Annotated in this window: 10 protein-coding genes; all 10 read left to right on the top strand. The window is 42.2% G+C overall.

What is annotated here, in order from left to right:
* The first annotated feature begins 86 nt into the window (after positions 1-86).
* Positions 87-779: a CPBP family intramembrane metalloprotease gene (locus HUN04_14220; protein WDP90788.1), complete on the top strand. Its 693-nt coding sequence runs from the start codon at positions 87-89 to the stop codon at positions 777-779.
* A 1-nt stretch (position 780) separates the two neighbouring features.
* On the top strand, positions 781-1998 hold the full coding sequence (locus tag HUN04_14215) for a TIGR03790 family protein (GenBank protein ID WDP90787.1): 1218 nt from the start codon (positions 781-783) through the stop codon (positions 1996-1998).
* 46 nt (positions 1999-2044) lie between these two features.
* Positions 2045-4390 carry a tetratricopeptide repeat protein gene (locus tag HUN04_14210; GenBank protein ID WDP90786.1) on the top strand — a complete coding sequence of 782 codons (2346 nt, stop codon included), beginning with the start codon at positions 2045-2047 and terminating at the stop codon, positions 4388-4390.
* 294 nt (positions 4391-4684) lie between these two features.
* Entirely contained in the window at positions 4685-5458 is a 774-nt protein-coding gene (locus HUN04_14205) for a PEP-CTERM sorting domain-containing protein (GenBank protein ID WDP93295.1), read from the top strand.
* A 203-nt stretch (positions 5459-5661) separates the two neighbouring features.
* A complete protein-coding gene (locus HUN04_14200) occupies positions 5662-7314 on the top strand; it encodes a protein GumC (protein ID WDP90785.1) in 1653 nt (550 codons plus the stop codon).
* A 191-nt stretch (positions 7315-7505) separates the two neighbouring features.
* Positions 7506-8189 carry a CpsD/CapB family tyrosine-protein kinase gene (locus HUN04_14195; GenBank protein WDP93294.1) on the top strand — a complete coding sequence of 228 codons (684 nt, stop codon included), beginning with the start codon at positions 7506-7508 and terminating at the stop codon, positions 8187-8189.
* Positions 8190-8198: 9 nt separating this feature from the next.
* The gene (locus HUN04_14190) at positions 8199-9593 is read left to right on the top strand and encodes a TIGR03013 family PEP-CTERM/XrtA system glycosyltransferase (GenBank protein ID WDP90784.1); all 1395 of its coding nucleotides are present in this window, start codon (positions 8199-8201) and stop codon (positions 9591-9593) included.
* Between the two features lie 108 nt (positions 9594-9701).
* Positions 9702-10250: a polysaccharide biosynthesis/export family protein gene (locus HUN04_14185; protein ID WDP93293.1), complete on the top strand. Its 549-nt coding sequence runs from the start codon at positions 9702-9704 to the stop codon at positions 10248-10250.
* A 32-nt stretch (positions 10251-10282) separates the two neighbouring features.
* On the top strand, positions 10283-11719 hold the full coding sequence (locus tag HUN04_14180; GenBank protein ID WDP90783.1) for an outer membrane beta-barrel protein: 1437 nt from the start codon (positions 10283-10285) through the stop codon (positions 11717-11719).
* Positions 11716-12351, top strand: a complete 636-nt coding sequence (epsI, locus tag HUN04_14175) for an EpsI family protein (protein WDP90782.1) — start codon at positions 11716-11718, stop codon at positions 12349-12351. Before HUN04_14180 ends, epsI begins: the two co-directional genes overlap by 4 nt.
* The last annotated feature ends 3 nt before the right edge of the window (positions 12352-12354 follow it).

The raw sequence follows: 12354 nt of genomic DNA, 5'->3' as shown, positions 1-12354 counted from the left end.
TTTTTCCTTGATTTAAGAGGTGGAAATATATGAATAGAGAAGCTCAATATCTAACACTCTAACCGACGCTGCAAGAGGATATTTTCATGAGTTCTGAATGGACCAACCGTGACTTGATCATTCCATACGCCGCACCGTATTTTGCCTATGTGGGGCTGTCCTCTTTTTTTCATAATAAAATTCCTGTTGAAATAAATTATGTGCTCAAGCTCATCATTGTAACGGGGCTGCTGATCTGGGCATGGCGCTGGTATTTTCCGGTGGCCGGGCCGAAAAACAGGTGGGGCTCTGTTGGTTATGGTGTTGTGTTTGGCGTGGTCGGGCTGGTGCTCTGGGTTGTCTGTTATCAGCCGTTTGCCGGCGAAGGCGGGGAACCCTGGAGCGATACCGGGTTTTATCTGAGGCTGGTCACGGCCAGTCTGGTGGTTCCGGTATTTGAAGAGCTGCTGATGCGGGGGTATATATTCCGTTTTGCACTTCAGTGGGACAGGTTCAGAAAGCAGAAGCATACGGAACCTTTTTCAAAAACTTTAGAAACGGCAAGTGTTTTTGATATTGAGCCCGGGGGATGGAGTATTGCGGCAATTATGATATCCAGTGTTATCTTTGCCCTGGGACATACCACCGGGGAATGGCCGGCCGGAATTGTATACGGCGTATTGATGTGTGCCTTATATATAATAAGGAAGGATCTGATTTCCTGCATGGTGGCCCACGGTACAACCAATTTCGGCCTGGCCCTTTACGTTTTCTACACCGGCCACTGGGAACTCTGGTAAGATGAAACGATTGATATGTTTTTTTATATGTTTCTGCCTTTTGGGTCTTATTTCATCTGCCCATGCACTGGAAGCCGATGAAGTGCTGGTTCTCGCGAATATGAATGCCGCCGCCAGCAAAGGCCTGGCAACCTATTACATGGAAAAGCGGCAGATCCCAGAAGAAAACCTTGTATTGCTGTTTGTAACGGATAATGAAACCTGTTCCAGGGAAGCCTATGAAAAAAAGATTATTCCGCCCGTCCGCCGTGCCGTGGAAAAAAATCCAAAGATCCGGGCCCTGGTCACGATTTACGGGGTGCCCCTAAGAATTGCCTCCCCTGGTCTCACACTCAAAGAACAAAAAGAACTGGACCGGTTGATCCTGAAAAAATCCAAAATAGACTCCCAGTTGACAGATAACAATGGTTCGGAAACGTTCAAAAAGCAGCTGAGCCGTGTAAATAAAATGATCCGGAACTTAAAAAAAAGCAAGGATAAGGTCGCCTCTGTCGATTCTGAGCTGATGCTGGTCAAAAAAAAGGGGTATGATTTGAATTTCTGGCTTCAGAATCCCTTTTTTTTAGGGTGGAACAATAAGAAAACGCCCATTGGCAAGTCCGAGGTGTTAATGGTCAGCCGTCTGGACGGCGCTGATGCAAAAACGGTCAGGCGTATCATTGATGACAGCATGGAAGCTGAAAAAAAAGGGGTATACGGCACTGCTTACTTTGATGCCCGGTGGGAAAATCCGGGAGACAAAAAGGTGTCTGGATATGGTCTTTACGACCGGTCCATTCACAGGGCTGCAGACCTGCTGTCAGAAAAAAAGAAGTTAGACGTCGTGATAGATAATAAACAGGACCTGTTCCAAAAAGGGGAGTGCCCCCATGCGGCGTTGTACTGCGGATGGTACAGCCTGGCAAACTATGTTGATGCATTTACCTGGCAGAAAGGTTCTGTGGGATTCCATATCGCAAGTTCCGAATGTGTGACCTTAAAGAGAGACAACAGCAGGGGCTGGTGTAAAAAAATGCTGGATAAAGGCGTTGCTGCCACCATTGGACCGGTGGGAGAGCCCTATGTCCAGTCCTTTCCCGTTCCTGAGATATTTTTTGATTTTCTGGTCCAGGGGCATCTGACCCTGGCTGAATGCTATCTGGTGAGCCTGCCGTATGTGTCGTGGAAAATGGTCCTGGTGGGAGATCCCCTTTACCGATTCAACCTGAAAAAGCTGTGAATTCGCCTTACGATTCTTGATACCCAGCGTTAAAAGGAAAAATAAAATGCCTATATTCAATTTTCGATTATTTATCGCACTGTCTGCCGGACTGCTTATGCTGATTTGCAGTTGTGCCAATGAAAATGAAAACCAGACAAAAACGTATATTGATAATGCCCGGCGGTTTGTCGCCCAAAAAAAAATTCAGACAGCCATCGTTGAATATAGAAATGCCCTTAAACTGGCACCCAAAAATGAGATCGCCCTGTTTGAACTGGCAGAGGCATATGTCTTAAACGGGCAGATAAAAAATGCCGTTCGCTATTATAATTTAGCCGCCAAAGTCAATTCGGATAATATCCTTCCCTATTTGAGGCTGGCACAGGTTTTTATTCAAAAGGAGCAGCTTATAGAGGCCAGGAACCAGATTTCAAAGGCATTACGCATTTCCCCTGAATCCATTGAAGCTTTCCACCTTCTTTCTGCCGTCCAGATTAAAGAGCGGGATATTGATTCCGCCATTGAGACCTTAAAAAAAGCCCTTTCCTTTGACGGTAAAAAAGCCAAAACATATTTATCATTGGCCAAGCTTTATATTAACAGACAAGATCTTAAAACAGCCGAAGAAATATATATCAAGGCAATTGAGCATGATTCGGCATCTCGCGAAGCATATATGGGGCTTGTCCGAATATATGGATTTCAGAAAGAATGGAAAAAAATTGAAGCGCTTTTAAAAAACGTACTGGAAACACCTGGTATTCCGTTTGAAAAATGTACAGATCTGGCAAATTTTTATCAAAGCCGGAAACAATTTGACCTGGCTGAAAAATATTTTAAAAAAGCGGTTGATCAGGAGCCGGAACGGATAGCCCCCCTGATAAACATTGCGGAATTTTACACCCGGATGAATGACCAGGATAACGCTATTGTTACTTTAAGGAATGCCCTGGCCAAACAGCCAGACTCTCCAAAAATTCTGACCAACCTTGCCCAGGTCTATCTGCATTTTAACAGGATTAATGAAGCCCGGACGGCGGCTGAAACAGCATTGAAACAGGATGACAATTATGCTGACGCATTGTTCCAGCGTGGCCGGATTTATATGGTTGAAAAGAATTATAAAGCGGCATTGGACCTGTTGGATAAGGTTATTTCGCTTAATAAATTTAATGCGAAAGCCTATTATTACAGGGCGCTATGTATTGAAAAACGCGGCGCCACGGATCGCCCGGAACAGGAAATATTCCGCGCTGCAGCCGGCCTGCTTGATGACCCGGAGGAATTTGAAAAAGTCCAGATTAAAGAGAATCTTCTGGCGGCAATTACTGTAAATCCGCGTTTGTTAAAGGCCAGAATCAAGTTATTGAATATTTATATTCTTGAAAAAGATCTGAAAAATGCACGGGAGCAGATGGATGCCGTAATAAAACTGGCACCGAAGAGTATTAAAACCATGACTCTTTTATCGGGCGTGCGGTTGCTTGAGGGGGATATCCAGGGTGCGGAAGATATTCTCCACTCCATCATTAAAGCACAGCCCGGCTATGTACCTGCCTATATCCGCATGGGGCTGTTATATCAGACCACCGGCAGAGAAAGTCTGGCCTTGGATTTTTTTCAAAAAGCATATGATCTGAATCCTGAGCAGATCGGACTCATCACACTGATGATCCAGGTTTACCAGAATCAGAAAAATTATACCCGGGCCATTGATCTGGTAGACACGCTGTCTGATAATGCATCAACGGATAAAAAGGCGTTTTTAAAAAATTTAAAAGGGGAAATATACCTGGCAGCCAATCAGGAGAACAAGGCCTTTAAATGTTTTAAGCAGGCTGCCGAGGCGAACCCCGAGTTTATCCCCCCAAAAATGCATATGGCCCGCCTTTTGATAAAAGAGAAAAAAATGGACCAGGCATTGTCGCTATATAAAGGAATTGAAGGCCTGAACCCGGAATATATTCCGGCACTTATGGCTGCAGGAGTGATTTATGATACGTTGGGGGATTTTGATGAAGCGGAAACCTATTATAGAAAAGTGCTCGACTACAACCCCAAACACCTTGATGCGGCAAATAATCTTGCCTTTATCCTGTCAGAGAAAAAAGGGGGAACAGACGAGGCGCTTCACTATGCTGTCATTGCACGGGAGAACGCCCCGAAAAATGCCAATATCCTTGATACCATGGGATGGATCTATTATCAGAAAGGCAATTACCTGAATGCATTGTCAGAACTCGAAGAAAGCCTGAAAATAAATCCGAACAGCGCCCTTGCCTGTTTTCATTACGGCATGACCCTGTACCGAACCCAGGAATATGAGAAAGCAAGGCAGTATTTTAGAAAAGCACTGGATATCAACCCGGGTTTCAGAGATGCAGAAAAGGCAAAGGAAATGATGAATTAATATTCTTATAAATGAAAAAATATTCACATGTTTATTACATTTTTTTCGCAAAACAATAATTATTTCCAGCTACCATATCGTTAAATTGCGAAAAAACAACACAATTTCAATTATTCTAAGAAAGTATATTCTGGCACCCAATTTGCACTTAATCCTCAAATGTAAGTAATGCTGAAATTTTACTGTAAATTCAGGCTTGATAAAATGAAAAAGCTACACGTTCTATTCATTATAATTTTTATACTGACTATCTATGGATATCAGGCCATTGCAGCGCCCAATGTTGACGGATATATGGACGAACAAGCCGGAATCAAAGAATGGGCAATGATTTATGGATCTGAGAGTTTGACGGAGGCGCCGCATGCGTCCTCCGGTGATATAAACCCTTTCCCCACCAGCAGGGGAAACCTGCATGTTGAACATGGGTGGGAAAGTGGCGATGCATATGATGCTGAGCGGTTAGGTTTATATATAAATGACAATATGCTCTATGTGGGACTACAGACAAATTACGATTTAAAAAACGGGCTGCGGTATGATGCCGGTGATTTTATGTTCCAACTCTATGATTCTCAAGAGGCTGCTGCTGCCAATTACAGTGATATCAATGACAACACCGAGGTTGCCTTGGCGTTTAGTTTTAATAATGATAATTCTGTTAACTTGGGATTTCATTACGGCGACAATATGACATTTGACACTGCGCTTTACTACCAAACAGGCTTGGCCTACAGGGTCAGCGATTCAACTCAAAGCGCATATGATGCTGTGGATTTAGCATCTTTAAATAATGATGCCGTCTTTGCCAAACGGATGGATGACAATTACGATTATACACTTGAACTGGTCATTGACCTGACGACGATAGATAAAGAATTACAACGGCTTTTTGCCGATAATACCTATGCCCAGATGCACTGGCAAATGGAATGCGGCAACGATATTCTTTATGTAGCGGATAGTTATTCCTTTAATCAAGTGCCAGAACCCGCCACCTTTATTTTGTTCGGTTTAGGGCTTCTGGGAGCCGGTGCCCTTGGACGCAAACGGCAGCAAAAAAAGTAAGGCCTTACATATTTATAAAAATAGACTGCAGCTTATATGCAGTCTGTTTTTTTTGGGAAAATTTAAAATAATAATAACATCAAGGTAGCATCCCTTGATTTTCCTGAGAAATTTAAGCATTGACAAAAAGGCAGGACCTGATAAGAAAATAAAACCCCTAATTTTTGTGTAAAAATTGATCTAACCTTAACTCCGGGATGATTATGGCCGACCCTTTCCATTCACAGGCGCAGATCAAGCCTGATCAGATTATCGATATTGTGATCCGTGGCAGATGGATTCTTATAATTCCGCTGTGCATTTCCCTGACACTGGGACTAGCATTCACCCTTACTGCTGATAAAACCTACCAGGCATCCACGCTGATCCTGGTTCAGCCCCAGCGGGTACCAACCAATTATGTTCAATCTGTCGTTTCCTCCAGTATCAACGAACGTATCAGTACGATATCCCAGCAGATTCTCAGCCGAAGTAATCTTGAACAAATCATTGATCAGTTCGGGCTATTTGAAGATGCAAAAAGTATGTATCTGGAAGACAAGATAGAGGGGATGAGAAGAAAGATAAAGGTAAGGATTGAACGTGCCAGGCATGGTGCCGAGGCATTTTCAATATCATTTACAGGTAGCAGCCCGCAACGGGTGATGAGAGTGACCAATACCCTGGCATCCTATTTCATGGACGAAAACCTTAAAGTCAGGGAAGCCCAGGCAATAGGGACCAGTGAATTTCTGGATTCGGAACTTGAGAAAACCCGAAAACGTCTTGAAGACAGGGAGCAGAAACTGGCGGGCTATCGTGCCAAGTACCTTGGCGGCCTGCCTGACGAACTTGAAACAAACTTAAGAACCTTGGACCGCCTGCAGACCCAATTAACTGATAAAAGTACCCAATTGAGGGAAACCAAAAATGCATTAAGCTTGATTGAAACCCAGATATCAGAATTAAAAAGAGATGTAGAAAAGAAATCAAAAGTTACGGCTGAAGCAGGAGATGAACAGACGATTGATTCAGCCTCTGATAATGAGCAGAAACTGGCAATAGCTCAAAATCAGTACGAGAATCTGTTGCTGAAGTATACAAAAAAACATCCGGATGTCCAAAAGCTGAAGAAGACAATTGAAAAGCTGGAAAAGACGATACAGGAAGAAAAAGATACCGCTCAGGCACCAAATAAAGATACAGAGAGTGGCCAGGGGAATGATGAAAATACCGGGGACAATATACCAAAGAATCCAACGTTAACAAGGATGAATATCCAGCGTAAGCTGATTATAAATGAAATTAAAAATATCCAGATTGAAACAGCCCAAATAAAGGAAAAAATGAAGGTTTACCAGCAGCGTGTGGAAGATACGCCCAAACGTGAGCTGGAACTACAAGCATTAAAAAGGGACTATACGAATATCCAGGAAATTTTCAATTCACTGCTGGATAGAAAACTTGAAGCAGAACTTTCCGTTAATATGGAAAAAAAGCAGAAGGGCGAACAGTTCAGAATTCTGGATCATGCGAGACTGCCCGAAAAACCGATTTCACCCAATGTTAAATTATTATTCATTCTATCGGTTGCATCGGGTTTAGGTCTTGGTGGTGGTATTATTTTCCTTAGTGAGGTTATTAATTTATCTGTAATCCGTCGGGAGGAGCAGATTGAAGATACTTTGGGGCTTAATATCCTTGCATCGATTCCCCATCTTAAAAGACGTGCAAATAAGCTTCGCCAAAGAATATTCGGGCTTGTTTTTATGGGGTGTTGTTTTTACGCCGTAATGTTTTTAGGTTTTTTTGCCCTACTGAATTTTAAAGGATTGGACAGAACCATAAATATCATAAAAACATATATCAACATTTAAATCCGGGAGTATAACAATTGGGCAAAATTTTTAATGCCTTGGAAAAAGCAGATAAACAAAAGCAGCGCCCGATACAGCAGGCTGAGCGTGCAGATTCGCATGAAGCGGCCCCACATGATGAATTCGTTGCTACCGTTAATAAACCCGTTTTTGAAAAAAATCTTCAAGTGCCTGAAATTACCCAACGGGATATGGTGTCTGTTTTAACGCCACACGCCATAGCCTCAGAACAGTTCAGGCTTTTAAAGAATAATATCCTTTTTCCTGAAAAAGGGGACCCCCCTAGAACCATTATGGTTACCAGTGCCTCTCCCAATGAAGGCAAATCCTTTGTATCGGCCAACCTTGCCGTAACTATGGCCCGGAGTATTGATGAATATGTTCTGCTGATGGACTGTGATCTACGGACACCAACGATTCATACGCTATTCGGTTATAAAAGGGAACCGATGAAAGGGTTGAGTGAGTATCTCACAAACCAGATTTCTCTTTCTGAAGCGATGAAAAAAACCGCCGTAGAAAAGCTTACGATTTTGCCGGCAGGGAGTATACCGCCGAATCCTTCAGAGTTGTTATCGTCGGAGCAGATGAGACGCATGCTTCATGAAGTCAAACTGCGGTACAATGATAGATATGTCATAATTGACACCCCGCCCCCTTATATTACTTCAGAAACCAATGCCATTGCCCGGTATGTGGATGGCATTATTCTAATTGTGCGGCATGGAAAAACCCGGATAAAGGAGGTTCAGGATATAATTGATATATACGGTAAAGAAAGAATTTTGGGGGTTATTAAAAATTTTTCAGAAAAATCCGCCTTCGGATATGGATATGGATATAATAAATCCGGATACGGAACTAACAAGGAATAGCATTGCTATATGCTTAAAGTATTAAGACAATACTTTCCAATCAGGAATATTATTTTTCTTTTTCTTGAAGGCTGTGTGATATTTGGGTGTTTTTTGCTTTCCACAGTTCTGCTGACTTTTTCTAATTCTTACTGGTTTGATGTGATGTTGGTCCTGCGGATTATGCTCATCACTATTATCTGCCAGGTCAGTCTGTATTATAACGACCTTTATGACTTTGATGCGGTTTCAACTGTCCCTGAAATTTCCATACGTCTCTTACAGGCCTTGGGCATCACTTCAATTGCCCTGGCTATGATCTATTATTTTTTTCCCCTGGTGATTCTGGACCAGAAGATATACATCCTCAGCATCTTTTTTTTAATGGTTTTTATCGTATTGTGGCGGATTGGATATATTGAGATACTTAACCGGGGGATATTCAACGAAAAAATCATTATCCTGGGATCCAGCGATCTTGCCATTGATATTTACAATACGGTCAGTCGGACAATCGACTGCGGGTATACAGTCTCTGCAATCATGCCGGATAAGGGGTATAAAACGGAGGATGATGAATTACCCAAAGAGATTATTTTTACCCAGGATACAATTCCACTTCGTGAACTGTCAAAATCAAAATCAATTGATAAAATTATTGTGGCCATAAAAGAAAAACGGCGCAATTTTCCTACACAGGAGCTGATTAAATGCCGGACCGAAGGGGTTGAAGTATTAGAAGGAAGTTCGTTTTACGAAATGCTGACGGGTAAAGTACTCGTCGAAAAAATAAATCCTTCATGGCTGATTTTTTCACATGGGTTTAGAAAATCAAAAACCAAATCTTTTTTTAAGAGAGTTGAAGATATCGTTCTATCATTGGTGATGCTTATCTTATTAGCACCTTTATTACTCATCGTTGCCATTTTAATTAAGCTGGATTCAAAAGGACCTGTTCTTTTTGCCCAGGACCGTGTTGGTAAAGATAAAAAAGAATATATGATGCACAAGTTCCGGTCCATGGTGGCAGATGCTGAAAAATTAACCGGCCCGGTATGGGCAGAGGATAACGATGACAGAATAACCCGAGTGGGGCGCATCATTAGAAAATACAGAATTGATGAACTGCCCCAGTTATGGGAGGTGCTTATCGGCAAAATGAGTCTTGTGGGCCCCAGGCCTGAGCGGAAGCATTTTACCGACAAGCTTGAAAAACAGATCCCGTATTATGATCAGCGGTTCAATGTCAAACCCGGACTTACCGGATGGGCCCAGGTCTGCTACGATTACGGGGCCACTGTTGAAGATGCCGTGGAAAAATTAAATTACGAGCTATTTTATATCAAAAATATGTCCCTTGCCATGGATGTGGTGATCATCCTCAAAACCATAAAAACGGTTCTTTTCGGCAGGGGGGCCAGATAAAAATGGATATCACCACGTAATTAAATAATAACCTGAAATGATTATCATTGATGTAATCAAGGGAGCGGAGCTATGTCCAGATACTATCTCAAGCAAATAGTGATCTGCATGTCTTTTTTTTACTTATTATTGTCCGGATCAACAGGGCTGTCGCAGGAAAGCGCAACGGGATCGCGTGACTATAAAATAGGTATAGGGGATGTTTTAAAAATCAGCACCTGGAAAGAAGAAGACCTTTCATTTGATACGGTTTTTGTCCGTAATGACGGAAAAATAACCTTTCCTCTGCTTGATGATATCCAGGCAGAAGGCCGGACAACCATGGAACTGAAAAAGTTTATTGAAAAAAAACTCTCAGATTTCGTTGAAGCCCCAACAGTTACCGTTACCCTGGCCAATCCCGGAAGCCAGAAATATTATATCCTTGGGGAAGTTCAGAATGTGGGTGAATACCCTTTGGTTAAAAAACTCACTGTGGTTCAGGCTTTTGCCCTGGCCAAAGGTTTTACCGAATGGGCCTCCAAGGATGAAATTATTTTATTCCGCAGGCATCGTGGAAAAGAAAAGATGATAAAAATTGATTACGATGATATCACCGACGGAAATTTGAAAAACGATATCCAGCTATTGGCAGACGATATTATCATTGTGCCTTAATATATCAACCGTTTGTGAAAAAGGAGGTAAAAATGAAATCCAATACTAAATTCAGGATCGTATCATGTTTATGCCTCCCGGCAATCCTGATATGCTTGTTATTGCCGGTTTCTAACGTATCGGCAAGGATGATCACACAGATTCTTCCGACACTTACCATTACTGAAGAGTACAATGATAATTATTTTCAGACGGGTACGGATACGTTTGAGGAATGGATTACTTCCTACGAGCTTGGTTTTTCAGTAGGTTTCCTTAATAAAAAAAGTCAGGTTTACCTGGAATACAATCCGGAATATAGGGATTTTAAAAATATGGATGACCGGGACAGCCTTGACCATAATGCAAGTCTTTCAGGAACATTTCAACCCACAAAGTATACTACAGCCAGAGCCAATATTGCCTATGACGGTCACGATGGAAATAATGAGGGCGATTCATGGCAGCATTCTGCCGGAGCATCCATAGAAAGCCAATTGACGAAAACAATAAATATTTTTTTCTCCCATGATTACTCAAATAGTTTTGATCAACAGGTCAGGACAGGCGACTATAAGGAACATGAAACCCATACAACCCAGGCCGGTATACATAAATTGTTTGGTGAGAAAAACCGGATGGGACTGGATTTTGCCTACGAAAAAGATAACTATAAAAATTCAGATGCGGATGAATATACCAATTATGAACCTTCGGCCTTTATGCAATACTGGATGACGCCTAAGGATGGTATTGAAGCCAATGCGGAATTTGAGAAAAAGGAATTTGAAGTAAATTCGGATGATGATTATGAAACCATTGCCGGAGATATCCGGTATATTCGGAAATTTACCCGTCATCTTGATGGGTATGTAAAATACCGGCATTATCTGTCGGACCGTTCTGACGGAGACCACCAGGTGTTTCACCCTTCTGTTGGTGTGGACTGGGATGTAACTGAAGATTCAGGCATTTCAATTGGTGTGGGTATTTTATTCCATGAATGGGACAATGAAAATGACGATTCTGAAGATATTTTCTTTGACATTGATGCATATAAGGTTTTCAATTTCAGCCCAAGGGGGTCATTGTCCATCACCGGCAGCAGCAAATATGAAGAATCCGACGAAGAGGCTGCCAGCCTGGGGTATAACATCAGCTATCAGGCAGGTTTTAGCCTGAACTACCTGTTAACCAAACAATTATCCTCCAGCCTGTTCGGATCATATCAAATCCAGGATTTTCAGGAACAGAATGTGGATCGTCAGGACGATACAGTCGAAATAGGGGGAGGTTTGACCTGGACCCCGTTAAAGTGGCTGCAGATTGGCGCAAATGCCTCACACACCAATTTCAACTCGGATGGCCTTCAGAGAGACGATTACGAGGAAAATAAAATTACATTTTATGTCAAGTTTATCCCGGAAAAGCCCATCCGGCCGGATAAAACGGTATCTAGGAAATCTTTGGAAAAGGAAATTTTCGATTGATCTTTAAAAGAACAATCATCATTGTTGTTATTCTTCTGGCAACAGCAGTTTTAACAGCCGTTGCATCACATTCGGAGCGGATTTCGCCAAATAAACCATTTAGTGAGTTTCCGCTAAAGATAGATGCCTGGCAGGGTATTACAAGTGAAATGGACCAGAATGTTTATAATATCCTCGGTGTGGAAGATTATATCCAGGCAAATTACTGGAAATCACCAAAGGAGATGGTCAACCTTTATGTGGGGTTCTATCAGAGCCAGAGTGAGGGAGATATCATTCACTCCCCCAAGAATTGTATGCCTGGAGCTGGCTGGAATATTGTAGAAACCAAAGTGATCCCGGTGAACCTTCCATCCAGCAAAGAGACCATAAAGGTGATTCAGCTGTTATTGGTAAAGGGTAGTCAAAAACAAGTGGTCCTTTACTGGTTCCAGTCCAGAGGAAGGATTATCGCTTCAGAATACATGCAGAAAATATGGCTGGTTGTGGATTCCATAATTAAAAACCGGACAGACGGGTCTTTTGTCCGGCTGATATCTCAAGTGATCGAAGATGAGCAGACAACCGTAACGCTTCTGAAAGAATTTGCAGATAAAATATATCCTTTACTCAAAGAGCATATCCCAGGATAGGCA

This window comes from Desulfobacter sp. (genome assembly GCA_028768525.1).
In the GTDB taxonomy this organism is placed as follows: Bacteria; Desulfobacterota; Desulfobacteria; order Desulfobacterales; family Desulfobacteraceae; genus Desulfobacter.
This window is presented reverse-complemented; position numbering and strand designations above follow the sequence as displayed.

Excerpts from the sequence above, each read along its gene's own strand:
- HUN04_14220 (WDP90788.1), top strand. The coding sequence starts at position 87 with ATGAGTTCTGAATGGACCAACCGTGACTTGATCATTCCATACGCCGCA.
- HUN04_14215 (WDP90787.1), top strand. The coding sequence starts at position 781 with ATGAAACGATTGATATGTTTTTTTATATGTTTCTGCCTTTTGGGTCTT.
- HUN04_14210 (WDP90786.1), top strand. The coding sequence starts at position 2,045 with ATGCCTATATTCAATTTTCGATTATTTATCGCACTGTCTGCCGGACTG.
- HUN04_14205 (WDP93295.1), top strand. The coding sequence starts at position 4,685 with ATGGACGAACAAGCCGGAATCAAAGAATGGGCAATGATTTATGGATCT.
- HUN04_14200 (WDP90785.1), top strand. The coding sequence starts at position 5,662 with ATGGCCGACCCTTTCCATTCACAGGCGCAGATCAAGCCTGATCAGATT.
- HUN04_14195 (WDP93294.1), top strand. The coding sequence starts at position 7,506 with ATGGTGTCTGTTTTAACGCCACACGCCATAGCCTCAGAACAGTTCAGG.
- HUN04_14190 (WDP90784.1), top strand. The coding sequence starts at position 8,199 with ATGCTTAAAGTATTAAGACAATACTTTCCAATCAGGAATATTATTTTT.
- HUN04_14185 (WDP93293.1), top strand. The coding sequence starts at position 9,702 with ATGTCTTTTTTTTACTTATTATTGTCCGGATCAACAGGGCTGTCGCAG.
- HUN04_14180 (WDP90783.1), top strand. The coding sequence starts at position 10,283 with ATGAAATCCAATACTAAATTCAGGATCGTATCATGTTTATGCCTCCCG.